Annotated in this window: 19 protein-coding genes; 4 read left to right on the top strand and 15 right to left on the bottom strand. The window is 44.8% G+C overall.

Translation table 11 applies throughout. The annotated features are described in order from the left end of the window. Window position 1 precedes the first annotated feature (1 nt). The 4 genes from GJS45_RS03115 to GJS45_RS03100 are packed head-to-tail and all read right to left on the bottom strand — an operon-like array spanning window position 2 to window position 8,160. Window positions 2–799, bottom strand: a complete 798-nt coding sequence (locus tag GJS45_RS03115; RefSeq protein ID WP_162340013.1) for an MlaE family ABC transporter permease — start codon at window positions 797–799, stop codon at window positions 2–4. Window positions 800–854: 55 nt separating this feature from the next. Beyond that, a complete protein-coding gene (locus tag GJS45_RS23755; protein WP_235954572.1) occupies window positions 855–2,021 on the bottom strand; it encodes a response regulator in 1,167 nt (388 codons plus the stop codon). A gap of 57 nt (window positions 2,022–2,078) precedes the next feature. Then, complete coding sequence (locus GJS45_RS03105) at window positions 2,079–4,952, bottom strand: PD-(D/E)XK nuclease family protein (protein WP_162340012.1); 2,874 nt, start codon at window positions 4,950–4,952, stop codon at window positions 2,079–2,081. A gap of 1 nt (window position 4,953) precedes the next feature. Continuing rightward, window positions 4,954–8,160 (bottom strand): UvrD-helicase domain-containing protein, encoded by a 3,207-nt coding sequence (locus GJS45_RS03100; RefSeq protein WP_162340011.1) that lies wholly within the window; start codon window positions 8,158–8,160, stop codon window positions 4,954–4,956. Window positions 8,161–8,314: 154 nt separating this feature from the next. Between GJS45_RS03100 and GJS45_RS03095 the strand changes: the two genes are divergently transcribed. Then, window positions 8,315–9,091 (top strand): YdcF family protein, encoded by a 777-nt coding sequence (locus tag GJS45_RS03095; RefSeq protein ID WP_162340010.1) that lies wholly within the window; start codon window positions 8,315–8,317, stop codon window positions 9,089–9,091. Window positions 9,092–9,121: 30 nt separating this feature from the next. Here the strand turns inward: GJS45_RS03095 and GJS45_RS03090 are convergent, their stop codons facing one another. The 3 genes from GJS45_RS03090 to GJS45_RS03080 all read right to left on the bottom strand — a co-directional run bounded on the left by GJS45_RS03090 (window position 9,122) and on the right by GJS45_RS03080 (window position 11,525). Next, complete coding sequence (locus GJS45_RS03090; protein ID WP_162340009.1) at window positions 9,122–9,580, bottom strand: CBS domain-containing protein; 459 nt, start codon at window positions 9,578–9,580, stop codon at window positions 9,122–9,124. 196 nt (window positions 9,581–9,776) lie between these two features. Beyond that, window positions 9,777–10,532 carry a copper homeostasis protein CutC gene (locus tag GJS45_RS03085; protein ID WP_162340008.1) on the bottom strand — a complete coding sequence of 252 codons (756 nt, stop codon included), beginning with the start codon at window positions 10,530–10,532 and terminating at the stop codon, window positions 9,777–9,779. A gap of 6 nt (window positions 10,533–10,538) precedes the next feature. After that, window positions 10,539–11,525: an isoaspartyl peptidase/L-asparaginase family protein gene (locus tag GJS45_RS03080; protein WP_162340007.1), complete on the bottom strand. Its 987-nt coding sequence runs from the start codon at window positions 11,523–11,525 to the stop codon at window positions 10,539–10,541. A gap of 274 nt (window positions 11,526–11,799) precedes the next feature. On the opposite strand from GJS45_RS03080, the gene GJS45_RS03075 reads away from it, so the two are divergent. The 3 genes from GJS45_RS03075 to GJS45_RS03065 all read left to right on the top strand — a co-directional run bounded on the left by GJS45_RS03075 (window position 11,800) and on the right by GJS45_RS03065 (window position 16,469). Beyond that, the gene (locus GJS45_RS03075; RefSeq protein ID WP_162340006.1) at window positions 11,800–13,044 is read left to right on the top strand and encodes an ROK family protein; all 1,245 of its coding nucleotides are present in this window, start codon (window positions 11,800–11,802) and stop codon (window positions 13,042–13,044) included. 26 nt (window positions 13,045–13,070) lie between these two features. Continuing rightward, window positions 13,071–15,398: a PIG-L family deacetylase gene (locus GJS45_RS03070; protein ID WP_162340005.1), complete on the top strand. Its 2,328-nt coding sequence runs from the start codon at window positions 13,071–13,073 to the stop codon at window positions 15,396–15,398. Window positions 15,399–15,569: 171 nt separating this feature from the next. Continuing rightward, window positions 15,570–16,469, top strand: coding sequence for an ROK family protein (locus tag GJS45_RS03065; RefSeq protein ID WP_162340004.1), 900 nt, complete (start codon window positions 15,570–15,572; stop codon window positions 16,467–16,469). Between the two features lie 128 nt (window positions 16,470–16,597). Here GJS45_RS03065 and GJS45_RS03060 read toward each other — a convergent pair whose 3' ends face one another. The 8 genes from GJS45_RS03060 to GJS45_RS03020 form a co-directional block, all read right to left on the bottom strand. Beyond that, the gene (locus GJS45_RS03060) at window positions 16,598–17,158 is read right to left on the bottom strand and encodes a DUF1349 domain-containing protein (protein ID WP_162340003.1); all 561 of its coding nucleotides are present in this window, start codon (window positions 17,156–17,158) and stop codon (window positions 16,598–16,600) included. A gap of 49 nt (window positions 17,159–17,207) precedes the next feature. Then, the gene (locus tag GJS45_RS03055) at window positions 17,208–17,975 is read right to left on the bottom strand and encodes a hypothetical protein (RefSeq protein WP_162340002.1); all 768 of its coding nucleotides are present in this window, start codon (window positions 17,973–17,975) and stop codon (window positions 17,208–17,210) included. A gap of 439 nt (window positions 17,976–18,414) precedes the next feature. After that, window positions 18,415–19,461: a hypothetical protein gene (locus tag GJS45_RS03045; RefSeq protein WP_162340000.1), complete on the bottom strand. Its 1,047-nt coding sequence runs from the start codon at window positions 19,459–19,461 to the stop codon at window positions 18,415–18,417. Between the two features lie 297 nt (window positions 19,462–19,758). Then, window positions 19,759–20,478 (bottom strand): sulfotransferase-like domain-containing protein, encoded by a 720-nt coding sequence (locus tag GJS45_RS03040; protein WP_162339999.1) that lies wholly within the window; start codon window positions 20,476–20,478, stop codon window positions 19,759–19,761. An 11-nt stretch (window positions 20,479–20,489) separates the two neighbouring features. After that, window positions 20,490–21,401, bottom strand: a complete 912-nt coding sequence (locus GJS45_RS03035) for an aminotransferase class IV (protein WP_162339998.1) — start codon at window positions 21,399–21,401, stop codon at window positions 20,490–20,492. Window positions 21,402–21,465: 64 nt separating this feature from the next. After that, complete coding sequence (locus GJS45_RS03030) at window positions 21,466–22,440, bottom strand: Kelch repeat-containing protein (protein ID WP_162339997.1); 975 nt, start codon at window positions 22,438–22,440, stop codon at window positions 21,466–21,468. Between the two features lie 197 nt (window positions 22,441–22,637). Next, window positions 22,638–23,933 (bottom strand): threonine synthase, encoded by a 1,296-nt coding sequence (gene thrC, locus GJS45_RS03025; RefSeq protein ID WP_162339996.1) that lies wholly within the window; start codon window positions 23,931–23,933, stop codon window positions 22,638–22,640. Window positions 23,934–23,960: 27 nt separating this feature from the next. Further along, the gene (locus GJS45_RS03020) at window positions 23,961–24,905 is read right to left on the bottom strand and encodes a homoserine kinase (protein WP_162339995.1); all 945 of its coding nucleotides are present in this window, start codon (window positions 24,903–24,905) and stop codon (window positions 23,961–23,963) included. Between the last annotated feature and the right edge of the window lies 1 nt (window position 24,906).

Genomic DNA, 24,906 nt, shown 5'->3' with positions numbered 1-24,906 from the left:
GTTACAGTTGTCTAAAGAAATTAGTTACTTGCAAGGAGAGTAACTCCTCTATGAAAATTAAAAACATGGCCATTACCACAGCGGAATTGGCTGCCTTACCTACTCCTTCAGTACCTTTGGTGGAATTATATCCCTTATAACAACCAACGATTCCAATGGTAAATCCGAAAATAACCGACTTTACTAAAGAAGACGTGATGTCCAGAAAAGATAAGGCATCAAATACCTGTACAAAAAACGTGCTTAAACTTGTCATTTCATTTGCATGAACATTAACAAAGGCTCCCAATAGGGCTACAAAATCCGTGTAAAGCACCAATATAGGAATCATAAACGTACTGGCAAGAACCCGCGAAACCACCAAAAATTTGAAGGGATTGGTGGCGGAAACTTCCATCGCATCAATTTGCTCAGTCACTTTCATGGATCCGATTTCTGCTCCGATACTGGAGCCCACCTTTCCAGCGGCAATCAGGGCTGTCACCAAAGGACCCATGGCCCGGATGACGGCAATAGAAATTAAGGCCGGTAGCCAGGAAGTGGCTCCAAATTCGGCCAGGGAAGGCCTGGATTGATTGGTAAATACTACACCAACGATGAACCCCGTTAGGGAAATCAGCGGTAGGGAATTGTAGCCTATTTGATAGCATTGCCTGATTACTTCCTTGAATTCGTAAGGGGGAAACCAAACTTCTTTGAAAAATCTTTTGACAAAAAGGTAAGCACTCTCCAGCCCCATAAAAAACCGATCGATACGCTTACTGATTACCTTGTCTTTTTTTGTGGACTCTCCCGACATGTTCTGAGGGTTTAATTTAGAATTGCAATTTGACAACAAAAATCAACCAATACTTCTAATTGGCCAAAAATTCCGCAATATTTTCATCTTTTAGCGGTTTTATCAAAAAACCACTTACCTGATGGTAAGCTTTACTCTTTTGCAAATCATCAGGGTCCAGAGATGAGGTAAGCATTTTCACATCCATTTTAATTCCTTTTTCTTCCATCAACTTCAAAAAATACCAGCCATCCATCTCCGGCATATTGATGTCCAGCAATAGCACATCTGCTCTATTTTCTTCCAACCAATCCAAGGCTTTGTACGGGTTTTCAAAGAACACAAGCTTAAGCTTTTCGTTTACTTTGAGTAAGATCCTTTTGTTGATCATGTGTTGTACCTTGTCATCATCTACAAATACAATCGTTTGCTCTTTTTGCTCCACTTTTTTTGCGTTTCGGTCCTTTTCCATCAATAGTTTGTTCATGTTTTGAATCTCAGAATCCAGACGCTCGGCAGCTTCTTTTAACATCCCGAGGGCTTCACCCGATATTCCCTTTTCCCCTACCTGGATCAATCCTAGTATGTTGGTCAAATGTGACCGTATCTTATGAGAGTTCATAAACGAATACGCTCTGAGTTGCTCATTTTGCTGTTGCAGGGATTCCGATAATTTCCGGATCTGATCGAGTGACCGATGCACCTCCGACCGATCCAAAACCATCACCAAGACCATTTTCTCCTTCTGCCGGTTACTAAAGGGGATACCAAAAAGATCTACATACCTGGGTTCGTATAGCTTGTCGATCATGACAATGTTACTGAAAACACAATTTTCTCCCCCAAGTACTTTATTTCCAATTCTGGTGTTAAAAAATTGAAACTTAAAACTCCCAAATGGATCGGATCGTTCCTTAATCGCATAGATGGCTTCAGCTACCTCATTAGACATTTCCAATCTTCGGTTATCCAATGAAAACACCCAAACGCAATTCGGGAGTTTATTGAAGATCTGGTGAGACATCCCTCCGTAATTTCCCAGGTCCCTGGCAGTAATCTTCTTGTAGGTAAATGAAATGACGATCAATGCCACACTGGAAATAAAACCATATAGCTGTAGGAAATGCCAGGCATTTTCCTGAAAGGAAATCCAATCCAACCCCTTGACCAGATACGGCGATACAAACAATGCCAATCCCCCAGTTAATCCAATTATCCAAACAGAATGAATGGTTGGTTTCATCTTCAACATCAAAGAGCTAAAGGTAATCAATTTCATTAAAAAACTAAAGGGAGACACCTATCTGGAACAAATTTCCGAAAAAGGACATAGCCTGCATTTCTCCAAATCATTCGTTTGGTCAAAATCCTCGCCAGGATTCATTATTTCTTCCAGAATACGGGTAAGTTCTCCCACAAATTCATCCCTGTAATCTGCAAAATCATTTACTTCTTGCTTTTGTCCCGGACCCAGCACCTCTCGCAAATAGGGTGAGAAATCTTCCTTAAATACATCCCGCAAACTAAATAATGCCGGTTTCAATGGTGATTTGTTTTCCGGATGCCTGGCCTCATAAAGCAACCCGTAAAATAAGGTTTGCATCGCTGCTTTGTTTCTGGATTTATCTTCCCTGTCAAACAGACCCGGGATTCCCTTAAAGTCTTTCTTGTCATTCCCAGATTTGTAATCAATGAGCCGAATGGTCGTTCCAACCCGATCCACCCGGTCAATAATACCTGATAAGGACACCCTCTTGACACCCGACCGGGTGGCAACCGGTAATTGGGTAGCATATTTTTTGTTTCCTTCCAGCGAAATAATTTCAAATGGAGACGTATGCCGGTCTTGTTCCAATACGCCTTCCAGGTACTTTTGCAACACATCGCGGGCGATGGTCAGCTGACCGGTTAATTTCAATTTTGCATCTTCATCCAGAAAATATTGTGCACGAATGGCTTTTTCCACCGCAGGACTGATGTAATCCATCAACCCCTCGATATCTGAGGCCTCTACCCAATTCCTGCCCTTTCTGGCTATGAATCCTGCATACAGATTTTCCAGAGACTGGTGAACCAAATTACCAAAAATAGCAGGATCAACGGCTTCCTGGACCTCATCCGGTACTTCCACAGCGGCGATATAGGTCAGAAAAAATTTAAGACGACAGTCCAGGTACATATTTATCGCAGATGGTGAAAATGAGGTGGCCGTTTGGCCTTCTCCGGGACTGTCCGTGTACCTCTCCAATACACGCAGGATGGATGGAGATTTTTGAATCTGAATGGGATTGGCTTGAGTGAGGTTTACCGGAACATGGACAAGGGTATCCTCTTTCTGGATCCCGCTGTGTTCCATTTCAATCTGTAACTGATGAATGTACCGGCTCTTTTCACCCACCTGTCCCTGGGATCCGGCAGTGGAATAAATTAGGTGCACCTCTTCCGCACGGTGCAGTAGGCGGTAGAAGGTATATGCATAAATGGCATCGTTCTGTTCTTGCACTGGCATGCCAAAAGCCTGACGTAAATTAAAGGGAACGAGTGAATCCATGGATTTGGATGGCGGAAAACTTCCCTCATTCATAGAACAGATAATTACCCGCTTAAAATCAAGATTACGGGTTTCCAAAACCCCCATCAGTTGCAGTCCTTCCAAGGGCTCTCCCTCAAATGGCAACCTGCTCTCCGCAAAAACCTGCCTGAAAAGCCTGGTAAAAAAACCCACGCTAACCGTTTCCTTTATCTCTTTATCAAAAACCTCTTTCAGCCTGTTCATTTGCTTGAAACACTGATAAAGATAGGTCCGCTCCATACTTTTCTCTTCCATCCTGGCTGCTAAAGTTCGGATGAGCTCCAAAAGGTGATCCATAATGGTTTCCGCTGTAAATAGCTGAAAAACAAGCGCAAACACTTCCCCTCCTTCCCGAAGTTTCCTGGCTGGAAAATAGATGGCATTGGTTCGCAGCAATTCGTCATGAACCTGCTTCGAAAATTCAGGAGCCATTTCGGTTAAAAACACATTGCTCAGAAGATCCTTGACTGGTTTGTGATAAAACAGCAACGCCCCATCCTCCATTTTCGCATAGCGCTGCAATTCCAAAACAGCTTCCAGAAATGTATAAACCGGTGTTTGCCGGACCGGATAGCCCATGGTTACATTGACCCGATTGATCTTTTCAGGTAAGACGTTTAACAAGGGAAATAGCAATTGCTCCTCCGGTAAAATCACTACTGTTTCCTCCCAGTTTTCCCTACCTTTTACCTGTTCCAGTAATCCAGCCACCAAATTTGCCTGATTGATCTTTAGGGGCACATTGTAGGTTTTAATCGTTGCTTTGTGCTGCTGCAGGTAATTTGGAATACGCTCCGGAAAGGTAGGTCCTAAAATGGGATCCTTTTGGTAGTTCCTGAAAAAGAGTCCGGCCTCCTGCTCCGGTTGATTCAGGTAGTAGGTATCCAGATCCCAAAAAATTTCAGCCCCAAAATGGCTGACCAAATGCTTAATCAGTCTTTCTTCCGTGGTCGTGAAGGCATTAAATCCTACGAAGACCAATTGCTCCTCCATTGGTTTCAACTTTTCCAATCCTGTCGCCACGTCACGGTAAATTCTACCACCATAGGCCAGTCCGAGGCTCTCAATAGCAGCATTAAAGCCCCTGTAGAGGGGATAAAGGATGTCCCAGAATTTTAAGAATTTCTCCTGATGGGCACGGTCCCTTCCTTCGAAAGATGCCCAAAATTCCCGAATCAATTTCACCTGTTCGGGACTCAGGAAACTCCAATCGCTCTCAAGTAGTTTTTGCTCCTTCAGGTTAGTGAATAACTTTTCAGGATTTACCAAAAACTGGTCCAGATCATTGAAATCCTTCAGAATCATTTCCCCCCAGAAAAAAAACCTGTCAAAACTTTCCTTTCTTTCGGTTAACGCCTGAAATACACGATACAATTCATATATCAAGGTTAATTTATCGGCCGGTTTTTTTCCTGCCAACTGGTAAAACAAATCCTCAATGGTGATCACTTCCGGCATCCAGAGCGGTTTATCCGCCATTTGACTCAGGTACTTGATAAAAAACAGGCCGGCCCGTCGGTTTGGTAAAATCACTTTTACCCCCTTAAGGTCTCCCTTTGATTGCAAAAGCGTCTTTGCTGTTTCTTTTAAAAAACTATCCATATTAACTGATCCTCATTATTGATCCGGTCTCTAAGTAGCAGAGAAAGCCCGTCACGGCCGTATCTTTTTCTATTTGCCGGATAAGTTCCATATACCCGCGTACCTGATCTCTATGTGATTGACTCTCCTTTCCGGTCTTGAAGTCAACAACTTCTACAGTGTCTTTTTTGAATACCAGCCGGTCGGGTCTTTTTCTTCCTCCTCCCGGCATCAAAATACCCTGCTCCGTTAAAATCCGATAGCCGTCATCGAACCAGCTATTGAATTCAGGCACCTCACATAGCGTTCTAAATTGCTTCTCCAGGAGTACCATCTCCTCCTTATTAATTGCTCCTTCAAAATACAATGCTTCTAGTTCCAGGCCAAAGTCCTCTCTGGTCCTCGACTTTTCAATTAGGGTATGAACCAGTCTGCCAAAATCGCGTTTGGCAATCATCCCCGTCTCGTCAAATTCGCCAAACACCTGCCGAACCTGTAGACTGTCTCTCCACGGGCGGTATTTCCAGGCCATGATTTCCTGCCGGTCAACGGCCGGTTTGACCCCGGAATCCCAAGTTGGCCAGCTTCCCAGGTCCAGGATACGCGTTTTGGAATCAAAGTGAGTTTCCAGGTCCAGTTCTCCCTCTGCACCCTGTTGGCTAAGGGCAAAAAACAACAGGTCATCTACCCTTCCAATACCATTTCTTTTTTCGGGTTCCTTGAAGGGTACCAGGCCCCAGATAACTTCCTCTGCCCGGGTAAACGCTACGTATAGCATATTCAGGGTATCCAAATGACTCAGCAAACTTTCCTCCCTGTAGGCAGGTGCAAAAGCGGAATTTAACAATTCTTTCCTAACGGTAAGCGGCATGATCACCGGAGGTACTGCCTCGTCCCCACTGTAAGGAGCCCACACAATTGGGTCTTTTGCCGTATCAAAGACCTTCCAATCCAAAAAAGGTAACAAAACGACCTTAAACTGTAAGCCCTTGGACTTATGAATCGTTAATATTCGGATGGCATCGTGGGTATCGGGAAGCTTTACGGTGCGTTTATGCCCCTGTTGCTCCCACCATGCTAGAAAACTCGCCAGGTCGGCCCTGTTTTTACCCACAAAATCATATACCGATTCCTTTAATCCTGATAAATAGGCCCGCTCAGACAGCTCTCCGTTCAACCCTAAAAGCTCCACCAATGCCTCCAATAAATCCATCAGCGGAAGTTTTCTTAGCTGGTGGATCCGTTCAAAAAAAGTCTTTTCCAATCCGGAATGTGGCTGCGGCAAGGTTCCGTGAAGAAAAAATTCCTGCCCTAAGAGCAGGTTTTTGGCTCTTGCCCACTGCACCCAAAGATTATTTCCGGACAAGCCATCGTCGGGATTGCCTACCAGTTTTAAAGCCGCCAACAGGCACCTTACTACTGCTGATTTATGTAAAAACAGGGCTTCGTCCGAAATGACCTCATATCGCTTTTCCTGTCCTGGAATTTCATAGGCCATAAAGGCATCGGCGATGTTCGCAGCCTGGTCGTTTTTTCGGACCAGAATGGCAATATCCTTTTGCCGGTATCCTTTTGACATCAATTCATCCACCATGGCCGGAAGTGCCTCCAATGCCGCATCGGAATAATTTTGGGGTTTCTCCGGCTCCAAAAATTCCAATCGGACTTTTCCTGGCTGTCCTTTTGATTCCTGTTTTAAAGAAACTTTCTGATTGATTTCGGCATAGGCCGTGGAAATCAATTCCCCCTCATCTGAACCCAGTTCCTTTGTTAATGACATCGCTACTAACCGGGACAGTGTTGAAAACAAGGAATTATTAAAAAGTACCACCTGAGGCAAACTTCTGTAATTGGTGTCCAGATTTTTAACTTCCAGCCCAAAATGCCGTGTTTCACTTTCGACCTGGTCCATTAACAAGCGCATTTCACCTCCCCTCCATCGGTAAATGGACTGCTTCACGTCTCCCACCACTAAATTAGCCTTTCCCATTGAGAGTGAGTTGAGAAGCAGGGGGCGAAAGCTCTCCCATTGAAAGCCTGAGGTATCCTGAAACTCATCCAACAAAAAATGACGAAAGCGATTTCCCACTTTCTCGTAAATAAAAGGAGCCTCGTTTTCAGCCGTAATGGAGCGGAGAAAATCATTTGCTTCGGAAATAAGCAGCATGTTTTCTTCTTCTTTTAACCCTTCCAACTCCTCCAGCAAATACCCGAATAGCCCAAATACGTACAGGTTTTTTGTCATGGCATCGAGCGTATTCCATGTTTTTAGCAGGGGTTCAAATCTGGAAAATAATTCCCCCAAACCTTCGTGAAACGCGGCTTCAATGGCCGATTTCTTTTTACTCGTTTTGGTATACCAATCCTCGGGATTCTTACTTAATATTTTCTGGAGTTCGGTGAGTTCGGGTATGGGGGATTCCGGATTACCCAGTTGATCGATTTTCTTGACAAAGGACCTGCTCCCCCCCTTGAAATCCTCCCATTCCAATTCTAGATTTTTTCGGATCTGATGCGCCTCTGCTTTCATTTCTTCCGCCTGACGAATCACCAGTTGTTTTTGCTGATACAGATGGGAAATCAACGATTTCAGATTATCCGGTTCCTCCAGGAAATCCCGTATCTCTTTTTGTACCTTTTTAAAATCCTCCTGGAATACTTTCCTGCCGAGATCCTGAATGGACTTTTTGGTATTCCAGGAATTGCCTTTCTGAATTTCATGAATGGAAAAGTCCACCAGCCAGCGCTGCAAATCCGGTTCATCAACTACCCGCATCAGCAGCCTGTCCACAATTCGTTGCATAATGCTCTCCTGGTCCAACTCAACATCGTACTTGGCTTGCAGGTCTATCTCCCTGGCAAACGCACGAATCACTCGTTGAAAAAAGCTGTCGATAGTACTGACTGAAAAGGAGCCGTAATCATGAAGAATAGCCGTCAGCGCCATGGCCGCACGTTGGGACAATTCCGAGGGCTTCAGATCCCATCTTCCCATCAAGTCACGATCCATGGGCTGGGTTTCGTCCGCCTTATTCTTTATTCGTTTGAGCTCCTGAATGATCCGCTCCTTCATTTCCTGAGTCGCCTTGTTGGTAAACGTCACGGCAAGAATCTGACGAAAGGCCAATGGATTTTCCAATGCCAATTTGAGATAGGCCGTTGTCAGCGTATACGTCTTTCCAGATCCTGCTGAGGATTTATAAATGTGAAAAGGAGTCTGTGATGCCATAAAAAAACCAAATTACGCAGTTGAAGCTGCAATATTCGATTGCAGTGAATTGAGAGGTTGAAGTTAAAAAGAAAAATAGCCTGCCGAAGCTATTTTTTGGATATTTTTGTCCCAGACCGGTATCAGACAAATTTCTACTTAAACATTTTCGAATATGTTTTTTTATTTTTCCCAGCTATTTAGTTTTCTAATTATGCCCTTCACCATTTGCCTGGTGACGTTGGTGATAGGGCTCTTTTTTATCCACAGAAAATTTGGGAAACGCCTTATTTTCGGAGCCATGGTATTGTTCCTCTTTTTTTCGAACAGTTATATTTCCAATCGCCTCATGCACGCCTGGGAGCCAGCACCCAGGGGACTGGAAACATTACCCGTTTATGAGATCGGAATCGTACTCACCGGAATCACGAACATCGACAAACTACCCAAAGACCGGACCTATTTCAACAAAGGGGCCGACCGGATTACCCACGCCCTCCAATTATATAAAATGGGGAAATTAAAGAAAATACTGATCTCAGGAGGAGTAGGATTTGATCCCATTCACCCTAAAAGTGAGGCGGAATCCCTGGCCGAATTTTTGGTGTGGGCAGGGGTGAAAAAATCAGATCTTATTTTGGAAACAAAGGCTGTCAACACAAGGGAAAATGCGCTTTTTACCCGGCAAGTTCTGGACCAAGGTGGGTTTTTACCAAAAGAGGCAGACAACCTTTTATTGATTACTTCCGCCTTTCATATGAAACGAGCAAAGGCCTGTTTTTTGAAAACAGGCCTTTATCCGGATACGTTCCCGGTAGACTTTTACGCATCGGAACCGCGGCTTACCTTGCAATCCCTTTTTCAACCCAGCGTACAATCTATTTTCACCTGGCATATCCTTGTAAAGGAATGGATAGGCATTGTCGTTTATAAATTAGCTGGTTATCTCTAGCTGGATTTTGCGGACAAGTAACGAGGTGAATTACCAGGTAGAAGCCTTCAATTTTGGCATCGCCCGAACCACATCACTAACACTTATTTGTCCAACCAGATTACCATCTTTGACCACTGGAAACCGTCGGATCTTTAAGGTCAAAAACCGATCTGCAGCGTCGAAAATAGTAACATCCGGGGGCATGGTAATGACATCTCTGGTCATGTGCTCTTCTACCGCAGCAGGAAATTTAGGTGTATTGGTGTACTGGCCTTTGATAATCTCTTTCAGACAATCTCCTTCCGAAATAATTCCAACCAGCTTACCCGTCTCATCCACTACGGGAGCACCTGAAATCCGCTTCCTTGTCAGCACTCTGATCACATGGTCTATGGTATCTTCGGGATGGAATGTGACCAGATTGGTGGACATGAAGTCACTTACCAAAATGGGCTGATTACTTGGTTTGATGGGGGCTTCCCGAACCCCCTGAAAACTTTTTACCATATCGTTATAGGGTTTATTGAACGAATAATATACCCAAATATCACGGCTTTCACAAATTTTGAGAATAATTAACTTCTGAGACTCGACACAAATTTGGTTCTGAAAACAGATTTTTTTGAGTAGAAATCACCAATAGCTCAATTAAAAGGGGGGCTAACTTTTGTCAGTGTTTACCACACCAAAAAAAGAAAATAAATTACCCCAGATTATCCAAACTATTTCGAAAAGACCGAACCAGCTCCGGATCTACTGTCAATACCTTTCCTTCGGTTTGGTCAAGCATGGAAAGGCGGACCTCGCCTTTTTGTTGGCCTCCCTCTGAGGGCCGGAAATACTTGCAGGAACGGTGTACTTCCCGCAGAAACCCCGTCCGATTTAAGGTTACCAGGTCTTCGCCTGTCAAGCCCCCGCCGGGAAGGACGGTAATCCGGTTGGCTGCTTGTGTCAAAACATCCAGCAAAGCGGATCTCCCCTCTGAGACACTGTTTTTACCGCCCGAGGTAAGGATTCGCTTAAAGCCAAGGTTCACAATCGTTTCCAATGCGGTTAATTGATCAGGCACTTTATCAAATGCGCGGTGAAAGGTGCACGGCTTTTCCTGAGTCACTTCCAGCAGCCTTCTGCAAGCCTCAGCATCGACTTTTCCGCCTGGCCGAAGAGCACCAAAAACAAAGCCGTCTGCACCAAGTTCTCCGAGGATTTCTATATCCTCCATCATGGCCTCCAGCTCTCGGGGAGCATACATGAAATCTCCTCCACGCGGCCGGATCATCACAAAAACCGGAATGGGAACCGTTCTTTTGATAACCTTCAGCAAACCAGCACTCGGGGTGGTTCCCCCTTCTCCGAAATCAGCGCATAATTCGAGGCGATCCACTCCGTTGGCAGCCGCCAAAATCGCTGCTTCATGGGTATAAACAGGCGCTTCAAAAAGGATCCTCTTTTTAGTCATGCCTACTTATTTGAACCAACTTCCGGAATCAATTAATTTCCTGCCATTTTGGTGGTGCTGGGCAAAGTTGAAGCCCGGACGTATGGCATGTGCACCAAAACTTCCTTCCTTATTCATGGCCAAAAAGCCAATCTGAGTATTTTCGAGATCCTTACTTTTGGCCACTGCCCTTTTTACCGCTTCTTCACAGGCTTCCTGAGGAGTTCTCCCCTGTCGCATCAATTCCACAATCAAAAATGCACCACAAATGCGGATCACTTCCTCGCCCAACCCGGTGGCGGTGGCTGCTCCCACCGTATCATCGACAAACAAGCCTGCCCCTATGATCGGACTATCTCCTACTCTTCCATGCATTTTATAAGCCAATCCGCTAGTGGTACAAGACCCCGCCATGGAGCCGTCTTTATCCAGTCCAATCATACCGATCGTATCGTGATTTTCAATGTTAATAATGGGTTGGTAATTGGCCTTTTCCTTCCAGCGGTCATAGGCTTCCTTTGCGTTGGGACTTAGCGTTTCCGCTTCCATTGGCATTCCCTCAGATAGGGCGAACTGTCTGGCTCCTTCGCCCACAATCATCACGTGAGGCGTTTTTTCCATTACCTTTCTAGCGAGAGAAATCGGGTGTTTTACTTGCCTCACAAAAGCCACTGCGCCACAAGAACCATCTCCTTTCATGATCGAGGCATCCAGGGTGACAATTCCTTCGCGATCCGGTAAGCCCTGCAGTCCGACGGATAAATTACTTAAGTCGTTCTCTGTGACCATTACCCCCTGCTCGACTGCATCCAGGATGGTACCTCCGCTCCCGAGGACTTCCCAGGCTTTGTCATTAGCTGGCATCCCGTGATTCCAGGTAGATAATACCTGCGGTTTGTATTGCACAGGAGCATTACCTGAACTAGCGAAAGGGGTTTTTGGATATCCCGTCAGTGGTAGGCTGGCAATGGTGGATAGAACCGATAATTTAATAAATTTTCTTCTTCCTTCCATGGTGTTTTTGGTGAGTTGAAGTGATAAGGTTAAAGTTTAGAACAAACATGATAAAATATTTTCAAAAAATACCTTGGCTTTATATATTTTTATAAATAACTTAATTTCTGTGTAGGTAGAATATGATTCATATTGGTGTAAGTTTCCAGGGTTTCCAAACAAATTACATCTCATTCTATTTGGTCGCCAATGCTACTTAAAAGATACTGTTTTTTTGAATTAAGTTTTGCTTATTAAATAAAAATTTTTATTAACTTGCATTAAAATTCGCAATATGAATTTAATAGACCCAAACATAGTATTGGAAGAAAAAGAGGGTGTGGTTGAGATAAAAAACTACATCAATAAACTGAGGATAGTGAAAGAACTATACACCTTGGGAAACAATACGGCCAGCAATATTTGCCAGCTCGTAGGGATTAGTTTACCTACCGTAAACCTTTTGCTGACAGATTTGCTGGATGAAAATATCGTCATTAAGGAGGGACGTGGACAGTCTCAGGGCGGAAGAAAGCCGGATCTATATGGGCTGGCACCGGACTCTTTTTATATTTTGGGCATGGACTTAAGCCGCTATGGGGCAAAAGCAGCACTATACAATACCAAAAATGAGAAGGTCACCAAGATAAAGACGGTTAAACTTCCCTTGAACAACGAGGCAACAACGCTGGACAGCATTCACGAATTTGCCATGGATGTAATTCAGTCTTCCGGGATTTCGGATGAAAAAGTCATTGCGGTAGGCATCAGCATGCCTGGTTTGGTAGACAGCGTTGCCGGGATAAACCATACTTACTTAAAATCAGGAAAAAAAACCCTGAAAGAGCAATTGGAAGCCAAATTTGAACGAAAGGTTTTTATAGAAAATGATGCGCGGGCTAAAACCCTCGCTGAGTTTAAATTCGGGAATAAAAGCACCCATAAAAATGTATTGGGAATATTTGTAGACTGGGGTATCGGTCTTGGAATTATTATTGATGAAAAACTGTACAGGGGATATTCAGGCTTTGCCGGGGAATTTAGTCATTCTCCGCTATTTGATTCCAAGGAAATAAGCTGTAGTTGTGGCAAAAGGGGATGTTTGGAATCGGTGGCATCCGGAGGGGCTGTCGTGCGACTCGCCCGGGAAGCGATTGCATTGGATAAGGACTCCATTCTTGCCCGGATGTCCGAAGGAAAGGAGGATAATCTCGAACCCTCCATTGTCGTGGAAGCGGCCATGGCTGGTGATCAGCGTGCCATCAGCATTTTATCCGATGTAGGCCTGGATTTGGGCCGGGGAATTGCCATTCTCATACAGCTAATCAACCCTGAGCTGATTATACTAGGTGGGGCCATTGCGGAAGCCAATCAATACATCACCACTCCTATCCAACAGGCATTGAACATTTACAGCATGGCTAAATTGAGGGAAAAGACATCCATTGAACTATCCCGGCTAGGTAAGGAAGTAGGACTTCGTGGAGCCATTGCCATCGTAAACGAGCACATCTTTGAAGACACGATCAATTCTCACTAGATAAACAACAATAAAGATAAAAGCATATGTTAGCAAATTACCCACTTTCAAAGACTGAAGAGGCGTTTTTTAAGGATTCTGAAACAGAAACCATCACTACCAAAATTCCCTACCTCACGGTCGATAATTTCCCAAAACTGGGATTACTTACTGCCTGTAGGTTTTTAGAATGGGTTTCTACCAACCCAGATGGAGTAATCAGTTTACCCACCGGTAAGACACCGGAGTATTTTATCAAATGGACCCAATTTTTACTGGAGAATTGGGAAAAGAAAAAAGGATTGGAAATCCGGGAAAAATACGGGTTGAAAGAGTGTAAGAAACCGGTGTTGAAGGATTTGCAATTTGTGCAAATTGATGAGTTTTACCCCATTTCCTCCCAACAAAAAAACAGTTTCTATCACTATGTAAACAAGTTTTACATTGAAGGGTTCGGACTGGATCCTAAAAAAGCCCTGCTTATCAACTCCGATGAAATCCCATTGGCGGAGGGGAAATCCTATCGGGAAATCTTCCCGGATTCCAAGGTAGATTTATCTTTGCGTTTCAGAGAATATACCACGCCCCTGGAAAAATTACAGCAGGAATCCATTTACCTTATCGACCAGTGGTGCGGCGAATACGAAGCCAAAATCCGGGAAAAGGGTGGCATTGGTTTTTTTGTAGGCGGAATAGGTCCTGACGGACACATTGCCTTTAATACCAGAGGGTCCGATATATTTTCAACGACGCGCCTCACCGAGACCAATTTTGAAACCCAGGCAGTAGCTGCGGGCGATTTGGGTGGAATTGAGATATCTGCCAATAGACTGGTGATTACCATCGGGCTGGACACGATTGTGCACAATCCCGAGGCGGTGGCCATTATCATTGCGGCAGGAGAGGCTAAAGCGCCCATCGTGAAGCAATCCCTGGAAAGATCCATGACCAACGTCTATCCGGCCACGGTCCTGCAAAAACTTAAGAACGGAAGGTTCTACATGACCAAAGGAGCCGCTTCCAAGCTTACGGACAGTATCGACCAGTATTACTTTACCGGAAATTGGAATACCACCAAAACGGAAAGAGCTGTTTTGGACCTATGTAAAAAACTACAAAAATACGGGCATAGAATTACCCTGGAAGACCTGAAAAACGATAAATACACGAGTCAGATTCCTGACCTGAATGAAAACACCGTTAAAGAGGTCATTAAAAGTATCAGTGCAAAGATTGACAAGGGAATGGAAGAGGAGAAAAATGAAGTTTTTCTTCACACAGGTCCCCACCACGATGATATTTCACTGGGAATACTCCCCCAAATCACCAAACAACTCCATGAAAACAGCAATCAGGCACATTTTGCCGTTTTAACCTCCGGATTTACCGCGGTGACCAACACCTTTGTCATCGAGACCTTGAAAAGCACCAAAAAATTTCTGGATGAGGGGCGCATCCAAATGGTGAAATTTGATGACTTTTACGAATCCGGATACAAACTTAAAATGGATAAGGATGTATACCATTACCTGACCAACGTCGCCTCCGAAAATGCCGAAGAGCGGTTGCGGGGATTATGTCACCGGGTGGTACGCGCCATTGTTTTCACCTTCGGCATTAAAACCACCATGCAGCTGCGGGATCAGATCAATGAGATCATTACCGTGCTAAAAAACTCCTACGACGGAGAAAAGAATCCGAAAAACATCCAGACATTGAAAGGAATGATCCGGGAATTTGAGGAAGAATTGGTTTGGGCACATTTTGGAGTACAAGTCAAAAATGTTCATCACCTGAGACTTGGCTTTTATACCGGAGATATTTTTACCGAACAGCCGGACAAAAAACGAGATGTGGAGCCCATATTGAACATGTTACGGGAGATAAAGCCCACCAAATTGAGCCTTACACTAGACCCGGAAGGAAGTGGGCCCGACACGCATTACAAAGTATTGCAGGCGACTGCCGAGGCCGTCAGGCAATGGAGTCTTGAAGAGGATTTATCCGAGTTTAAGATCGTTGGCTACCGCAACGTCTGGTTTAAGTTTGATGCTGCAGAATCAAATGTGATCGTTCCCGTTTCATTGGGAGACATGTCCGTTATGGAAGATTCATTTGCCAATTGCTATTTAAGCCAGGTAAATGCTTCCTTTCCAAGTTATGCTCACAATGGAAAATTCAGTACCCTGGCAAGAAGGACCTGGGTAAATCAATTGAGTGATGTGCAATTATTGCTCGGCAAAAATTACTTCTACCAACACCAAACAGCAAAAGTTCGCTCCAGTCACGGCTTGATATTTTTCAGGGAAATGGACGTGGAATCATTTTTGATGGAGGCAAGGGAGCTGGAGAAATCCACGGAAGGAATGTTATAAGCCTTTTGTAATAAAACGAACCATCCGCAGGTTAGGAAGTAACCTTGCGGATGGTTTCCCTTTTTTGATCAAACTGCTTGTTTCAGGATTGGGTCAGTTCAGGTATACTGCCGGGAAACACCGGCATCACAATTAAGTATAATCGGGCAATGCCCGAAAATCATTTAGAAAATGAAAGCAAGCAAATTGGTTCTTGGATTGGATATCGGAGGTACAAAAATCAGCTCAGGAATGGTCCGCGACGGGAAAATTATCGAGCGAAAAGAAAGCCGTACTCCTGCCAGTTTACCTCAGGAAGAAATTTTAGAGGCAATATCTTCTCAAATCGCAAGTTATACTTCGTCAGGATTTAAATCTATCGGGATCGGAATCCCAGGCCTGGTAGACCCGGGGGAAGGCATCGTTTACAACCTGGCCAATATTCCATCTTTTCAAAAAGTCAATTTAAAGGCCTATCTGGAGAAAAAATTTAACGTGCCGGTAGCCATAAATAACGATGCCAACTGTTTTGCTTTGGGAGAATATAAATTTGGGCCGGCGCAGCAACACCGGCATGTGATTGCCATTACCCTAGGTACGGGCATCGGCACAGGAATTATTGCTAACGGGCACCTTTATACCGGAAGGCTCTGTGGAGCGGGCGAATGGGGGGCTGTTCCCTACCTGGACCAGACCTTCGAGGATTATTGTAGTAGTAAATTTTTTAAAAGAGAATACAAGCAAAGCGCCAAAAAGCTTTCCGTTAAAGCAGAGCAGGGTGATCAAGAGGCGCTCGATATCTTTGAAGCATATGGTAGCCATCTCGGGCAGCTGATATATAGGCTTCTATTAGCCTATGCCCCTGAAGCCATTGTGATTGGCGGCTCTATACGCAAGGCCTACCCATTCTTTAGAAATGGCCTACAAAAGACCATTCGCCAGTTTCCCTACAAACCCATATCCGGAAACCTAAACATCTACGTATCCCAGCTAGAGGATTCTGCCATTCTGGGTGCGATTTCTTTGGTAGAAGAAAATCAATTTCTTGTCAGCACCGAAAATCCCGTCGATGAAAGTACCTCGCTGGCTTAAGGCTACTCAGAATTCCTCACTGCGGCACCGATGATTAGCATGGAAAAAAGACCCATTCGTTGCAGAATAGGCTTCGAGAGGCCATTTTGCAGGATTCCATGTGTTGATGGAAGCTACCTTATCCTGACTTATCCTTCCTTTATTTCCAACGAAATAAAATTCGTCTCAAACCCCTGCCCTTTTGGAGAAGCTGCCATGATACCTACCTGAAGGGAAGGACCCGGAGGAAAATAAGCCAGTCGCTGGGTTTCAAAATTTTCCGAATCGGTACTAAACGAAACTTCTACATAATCCCTACCTCGTTTGGCTCTGACCCAAAAATCAATGGGCACTTCCTTTAACTCCCTAACGGACCAATCCGAAAAATCCCTGGTAAGAACCGTACTGGCCTTTGCTATGCCGGATACGAACTCAATACCTGCCTTTACCCAATTCCTGTCATCCAATCGCAACATAAGCCCAGCCTGGTCATACAAATCCCGGTAGGTTCCGGAAAATTGAAGCTGGCAGGTAAAAGGACCCTTGATTTCCCGATAAAAAAAATGCCCATCGTTTTTGACGAAATCATAGTGAGTGACTCGCCAAAAGTCGGTTTGGGTATCCGTAATCAATATCAAACGATCTTCTTCCAGAGACCACCTTCGGGGCTCATTCATCCATTGAAATCCTTCCCATTGATTTGTAGGCATATTTTGAGAATTTTGTTCGTTACACAGTGTAACTACCAAGTATTTTAGTTTACTTTTTGGATAAAGTTACTTCGATTTCCTGGTAGTACAAAACCGTCATTCCTTCAAACCCCGAATCCGTACCAACGATCAACCAAAGGTTTCCATCCCCGTCAGCACGAACTTCCTGGGGACGATTCCCATTGTCCCGCGTGATCATTTCATAGACAAAGTCATCGCCTTCTATGCCAATGGTACCCAAGCCATACATATCTTCGCCGTCCTGTGATTGGTTTCCCTTATCAATATTCATCCGATGATAGGTTGTTGATGCCTCCTCCACCGGTTCGGGTAGGGGTTCCCGGTCGACCGCTCCCGCTTTTAAAAAAACCGAGCCACCGGGGCTGCCACCTATCCCAACGGAGCTTTCAGGATAACTGGATGCAAGGGTGACTTCAAAAACCACCTCATAAGTAGCTCCAGGATCCAGTCCGCCTATTTCCTTTTTGATAAACATAAATAAATCATCGCTTCCGTTCTGCCCCTGAATGCGTATCGCCTGACCGCTTTCTCCCGTTTCCTCCGGCAAATTGTCCAGACTGACCGCTAGTTCAAACCGATCATGTGCATCAACAGGCAAATCTGCAAATCCACCTTCCCATCCATTCATACCCGATTCAAAGGTATCTGCTATTACCACTTCGTCGGGTTCCGGTTGGGGTGATTCTTCCACACATCCAGACACAAGCAACAATAAGCAAAATGATAGGTATCCAATCTGAAATTCTTTTAATGTATTTCTAAGTTCTTGCGATGTATTTTTTTTATCAGCTTTCATAGAAACGTTCATTTAACTAGTTTAAGAAAAGGTTCTATATTGGATTTCCTTCCTTACAGAAAACACGCAAGAATCAAACCAGATGCGACCATTTTTTTTTATGGCATGGTTTTAGACTACTTTTTCTTCAAATCAAACTAAAAAAACATGCAGCACCACACGCAATTTCAGGTATTCGTTTACAATTTTAATTTAGCGAAAGATGAGGTGGATAAAGGATCCAATAGAAAGACCCCTGGTACCACTGGAAGTGGTCCTAGACCACCTAAAAGGAATGAGTATCCTGACAAGGAAAACGAATCTGAAAAAAAAGATAAAAAAACGAAAGAAAAGCACTGAACGGTTTCCTCCAATCCCCATATTCATGGAAAAATTCCCACCAGACGGTAAAACCTGAACTTTCTTACGCGATCGTATTTGAACAAAAAATAGTCAGAACTCAGGTAACGTTTATAACCATTTTACCCAGGGAAACCACAATTTTCAATAACCGATCGTGTATGTTCTTACGTGAGGTTGCAAACGATTCTTTGTTGTAACAATCTGTAAAATCACTAAGGTGTAGGAGCAATTTATCCCCCCCGTCAATCAGCTCCACACTAATTTTAAGGCCACTGCTGTACTCCAGTTGCACAATATCCAACTGCCGAAGCTCCGGCTCACTTTTTCTTCCGGTTAGTTTATTGAAAAATAATTGTTTTTTGTAGTCAGAAATACTGACCAACTCCTCGTGCATGGCATCGGAAGGAGGTTTGGAGCGGAATCGATCAAAAATCTTTTTGTTTTCGCCCTCAGAAGTAATGTTGAATGTCTTCTCACCATACAGCTTGTATTTGATTTGAAGGTCCACGTGAAAATCAAACAAGGTTTTTTCCTGCTGTTTCAATTTTTTGACTTGTGAAAAAATCAGGTCCAACTGTTTGGCTACGTTTTTTTCCTTTTCTAAATCCATGAGCACATGGTTTCGCTCATCAAAAGCAAGAAATTGAGTATACGCATCATCCATGGTCATGATTCTTTCCCGCAAATCTTCGTACCCGGAATGAGACTCTTTATAGGCTCCGTTATTTTTGGTGACAATTTTATCTATTTGTTGAGACAAAACAATCCCTTTGATCACTAACTTATCTTTTTCCTCCCCAAATTCAGGGTATCCGTCCTCCGTTAAAAAGGTATGGGCCAAAAGTGCTGCCTGTTGATGCGCTGTAAATACCAGAAACCTGCCTTCCGGGTTGGGATATCCGATAATGGTCCGGTTGAGCGAATGGTCGAATCCCACCACAAAATCGTAATCCTGGCCCTTGATTTTTTCCAAAGCGGGAAGCAAAAATTTATAATTTAAATTCTCATCCGGGTTCTTTTCGGGAGCATAATAATGAGATTCCAAATCAAATTCATTGATATACGTTGCCCCCTTTTCTGGTTCTGGCAGGTAAATCAATCCTTTGGGCATCACATTAACTTCAACAGGCTGGTCGTTTTCCATTGGTACGTATTTTCAATTTTGAGGATGTACTTTAGTTATGTACATTACCGATGTGCAAGCCCGGATGATCAGCGTAAATTCTCCTGAATTTCCGGGCGGAAGGAATATGGTACAAAATTATGTTTTATAAAACGACAAAGCAAGCATGAAACCCATGCATTGTAAAATTACTCCTAATTCCAGGTAGTTTTTCTTGCTAATTGCCGCCTGGTTGGAAATATCCAACCTTGCTCCCTCAGAATGTAATCGTCGTCTACTTACTCATCCTTTACTTTATAGATAAGCATTTGATACCAATCAAAGGGAGTAGGCTAAAAGTTTCTGATAAAGGGGCTCGCATTCCTTGTACAAAGGCAATAAATTTTCCGGCAATGCTTCCTTCTTTTCATTATATTGTTGAAATCCGCTGGATTGGTGGACGTTTTGGTACCAGTAGTCGGCCCAAACCCCATCTTCCGGAAGAGGCCCGGGGTTCCATGCAAGCATCTTTGGATCAAAGGGGATGTTACAGGCCATACATAATTGCCGGAGTTGTTTTTCCGGATCAAGAAGAAATTTCCTAGCCTCCACTACCACCAAGGGGAAATCATTTTCCCTCAGGTATCGTAGCAGGTTCCATTGCATGGCGTAGCCTACATCCTCCATTACGGGTTTTGCGATCACCTTGGAGAAAGACAGGAGCATTTCCCTGGGATTCCGGGTTAGAATTACGTTCATTCCCTGCTTCATGAAGGACCAATCAAGTTCAATCAGGTGGTGGGTCATGTTTTTAAAAAATAGCAATGGCTTTCCTGTTTTGGAGAGCATGTGCTGTACTACTTTTTGTCCATCATTTTCCATTTGATTCAGTATCAACTCCGAAGCAGGATGGTAAGGCCGGGCAGGGGATCGACTTAAGTAATGGGCGTAGAGCGGCTCATCTTCCACTAAACAGTCTTCCCGTTGGGAAAAACTGTACATCAGGGCCGTGGAAATATTTCGTGGGCCGGACCATAAAAACAATCGTTTGGTAGACATGGGGTTACTCATCAGTGAATTGCCTGTAAAATCAGTTCTTCATACCAGGTGCTCAACTGCCGGGTTACAGGTCCGGCTTCTTCACCTCCAATTGATTTGCCATCAATGTTAACCACTGGCGTGAGCCCTCCAAAGGTACCGGTGACGAAGGCCTCATCTGCCCCATAAACATCAAATAGGGAGAAGTTCTTTTGATAGCAAACTACCTCTTTGGCCTCACATAGGGCTATTACTTTTGAGCGGGTTATCCCATTCATACAGTACTGTCCGGTAGAAGTCCACACCTCCCCATCTTTTACCATGAAAAAGTTGGTAGCATTGCAAGTGGATACGAAGCCATTAACATCCAGCATCAAGGCCTCATCAGCGCCCGCCTCGATGGCCTGCATGAGCGCCTGCACTTCATGAAGTTTGCTGTGGCAGTTCAGCCGTGGGTCCAGGTAATCGGGACTTCCTCTTCGGTAGGTACTGGTGAAAAGCCGAATTCCCTGATTTTTACTTTCAGCTGCCGCTTGTTTGTGTTCAGCGATGATCACCAGGTTGGGGCCGGAAATGGTAAGTCTGGGGTCCTGAGAAGGTGTCTTCTTAATCCCCCGGGTTACCATTACCCGAACGTGAATGTGATCATGCATGTCATTGACCTCAAGGGTCTTCCGAACATTGGCAATCAACGTTCCCCTTGAAAACGGAAGGTCAATTCCAATCACTTTTGCCGATTGCCACAGCCGGTCAAGATGCTGTTCAATAAATACTAATTTTCCCTCATGAACCCGGAAAGCTTCCCAAACCCCATCGCCAACTAAATACCCACTGTCAAATACAGAAATTTTAGCCTGATCCCGGGCATGAAAGGTGCCATTAATAAAAATCTGTATGTCCTTGTTTCTGGGATCTTCCTTTGCCTGATGTGTACCCTTAACCATTTTTTCTATTCAATTTTACCTAATCCTAATTCCAGCCTGGCTTGCTGGTTCAACTAAAAAAAAATTAATCTTTCACCATTACTTCCAGGCTGTTCAATTCCGGATTGCCTCCCCGATTTCCGCAACCTGCCGCCAAATACAAATTTCCCCCAATATCCGCAACAGGAAACCCATGCCTTCCCCTTTCAAGTCGGTTTAATAGGGTCCATCCCTCAGTGGGATGAAAATATTCGACTTCATCGTGGGCTTTTACCTGAGCATCGCTTTCTCCTCCTAACACCAAAAAACCCTCCTTGTAGGCAATCGTCGAACTGCCGGCCCGCTCGGTCGGCAGCGGATGATCTTCCAATGTAGTCCATTTACCACTGTCAAAGTCGTATACATCTACCTCTTCATAGGTCAGTTCAAAGCCATGCCCCTCTTTGGCAAAGGACCTCCTTCCGCCCACAGCATATAGCAAGTCATCCACTACTACCGCCTGAAAATGGTCCCTAAGCCTTGGCATGGAAGGCAATGTTTTCCACTCACCTGTCTTTGGGTCGTATTCGTCTAAGTAGTCCCTGTTTTCAGCCCAATGACCGTCTTGCGCGCCACCCAGCAGGTAAAACTTGTCCCGGTGCACTACCACTCCGGCTGCTCCCCTTCTGCGGGCTTCCGGGATTTCATGACTTTTGGTCCAGCTATCGTCCCGGGGATCGTAAATGTACACGTGACTTACCGGCGTTTCATGGGGGTAACCTCCGGTGAAAGCCCCCATAACATATATTTTCCCTTCATAAGGTACTGCCTGAAAGTGATGCATTTCAAAGGGCGCAAAACCTTTTGTTTCCCATTTACCGGTAGAAGGGTTGTATTCTTCAACGGGTTTTTCCCCTCTTCCACCCATCAGGTACAGTTTGCCTCCCACCGCCGCACCAGCACATTCGTGTCTGGCGGTACAAGTTGTTTCAGGTTCCAGCGTCTCCCAGTCCTGGGCATTTGCAGGCAGCAAAAAAGCCAGCAATAGGCCCTGTAATGCACTCATTTGTATCCACTTCATAGTTGGTTGACTTTATTTGCAAGGTGTATCTGTTGGTGAAAGTACGAAATTTCCAGGTTTATTGGGGATAAACCATGGCGCATTTTTTCCTACCTTTTGGACTGGCGTATGCTTCGGATCCGCCCATCCCTTTATTTGGTTACCAAACAAAGATGCTCTCCTGGATTGAGTGTCCTCTTAGTAAGGAGTTGATAGATCTAATGCTCAAGCAAATATCGCTTGAAATCCCCGTAGTCATTGGCCATTTTATCCGCATGCTTCTCCTGCTTCATAAAGGCCTGCAGACGTTCGGGCAAGGGAAGTTGGATTTTCAGGGTATCCTCCACTACATTACGGAATTTTCCGGGATGAGCTGTCTCCAGAAACACGCCCTGATATTGCTCAGAAGCGGCTTCCATAAAATCTTTCAGCCCCAGGTAAGCAATCGCCCCATGGGGATCCATGATGTAGTCGGTTTGGGTCCGGACCTTTCGCATCGCCTCCCGGGTCATATCATCGGTATAAAAAAATCCTTTTACTCGTTCCTTGAGTAAGGATTCATCGTTTCCAAACAAAGCAAGCAAGCGGTAAAAATTGCTGGGATTCCCGACATCCATGCTATTACTGATGGTCTGCAAGGAGGGCTTCGCAGAAAAAGCCGTTCCATTCAGGTAATCCGGCACCACTTTATTAATATTCGTAGCTGCCACAAAATAGTCAATAGGCAAGCCCATTCTCTCTGCCAGTATACCGGCAGCAAGATTCCCAAAATTACCACTAGGTACCGCAAAAACCGTTTTTTGGTTATTCTGAGGTAGTCGGGACCAGGCATAGAAGTAGTACAGGCACTGTGGAATCCACCGGGCGATATTAATCGAGTTGGCAGATGTAAGTAACACCTTACCGTTCAATTCCGGATCCAGAAATGCCCGTTTTACCATTTGCTGACAATCGTCAAACACGCCATCTACTTCTATGGCCCGAACGTTTCCGCCCAATGTGGTAAATTGTTTTTCCTGAAGCTCGCTCACTTTACCAGAGGGGTAAAGAATGACTACTTCCACTCCCTCCACCCCATAAAAGCCGTTCGCTACAGCACTGCCGGTATCTCCTGAGGTAGCCACCAGCACTTTTAATTCCTGCTTATCCTGAAGCATGCTCATGAGTTTGGAACAAAATCGGGCCCCAAAGTCCTTAAAAGCAAGGGTGGGGCCATGAAATAACTCCAAACTGTAAATTCCTTCTTCCACCCTTACCAAAGGGGCATCAAACACCAGGGTATGGTCTACCAGTTCCTTAATCTGGGCCGGGCTCAGGTCATCGGAAAAAAGTGCCCCCATGATTTCGTATCCCATTTCCCGGAACGAAAGCGTGGATAATTGCTCAAAAAAAGGTTTGGGCAGCACGGGTACTTTTTCGGGCATGTACAGCCCCTGGTCCGGTGCCAGACCTTTAATAACGGCCTCTTTTAAGGATACTTTATGATTCGAATTGTTGGTACTGAAATAGTTCATGGTAACGCTACCTGGGTATCATGTGGATCAAATTTCCTCGTCAATGATGTAAGCCCCCCTGGTGTTAATGGCTGAAACATACAGGTCTATGGGCAATTGCATGGCATCAAAAACTTTCTGTGCCATTCGGCTCACTTCCCAGGCGATTTCCTCGGAGGGAGATAAAATAAAGATGGTGGGGCCAGACCCTGAAATACCACAACCCAAGGCCCCTGCGGGCTTGATTCCTTCCTTTATCTCTTCATAGCCCGGAATCAATACAGATCGGGAAGGTTCAGCGATGACATCGTTTAGGGAGCGACTGATAAGTGCCATGTCTTCCTGAAAAAGACCGGCTACCAATCCTGCTATGTTTCCGGACTGCGTCGTCGCGTCCTGAAGGGAGACATTTCTTCTTAACACACTTCTGGAATCGGAGGTATTCAGCACCAGGTGAGGGTGGACCAGCGTGCAATACAAGCCCCTGGGCACGTGTAGGGGAATCACGTCCAGGGGATGGTATTCCCGGATCAGCACAAACCCTCCCAGCAAGGCTGGTGACACATTATCAGCATGCCCTGCTCCACAGGCAATCCGTTCCGATTCAATAGCAAAGGGCAACAAATCCTTTTTCTCAAAGGGATTTCCCAACAAGGTATTGGTCGCCACCAAAGCAGCGACTGCACTGGCCGCACTGGAACCCATTCCACTTCCCAGGGGCAAGCCTTTAAAAAGTTCGATTTCCACCCCGCCCTTGAAATCAAGTTCATCTAACATGGCGCGAATCGCTACCGAGCACGTGTTTTTCTCGGCCTCATAGGGAAGCTTTCCCTTGTCACCCTCAATCTTGATCACCCGAATCCCAGGAGTGTCCGAAAGGTACACGCTGACCTTGTCGCCAAGGTCTTCGATGGCAAACCCCAATATATCGAATCCGCAAGAAACATTTGCTACGGTGGCCGGTGCGAATGCGGTGACTTTTTGCCTTTCCATT

Origin of the sequence: Cyclobacterium salsum (genome assembly GCF_010119245.1) — a bacterium.
GTDB classification, from domain to species: domain Bacteria; phylum Bacteroidota; class Bacteroidia; order Cytophagales; family Cyclobacteriaceae; genus Cyclobacterium; species Cyclobacterium salsum.
This window is presented reverse-complemented; position numbering and strand designations above follow the sequence as displayed.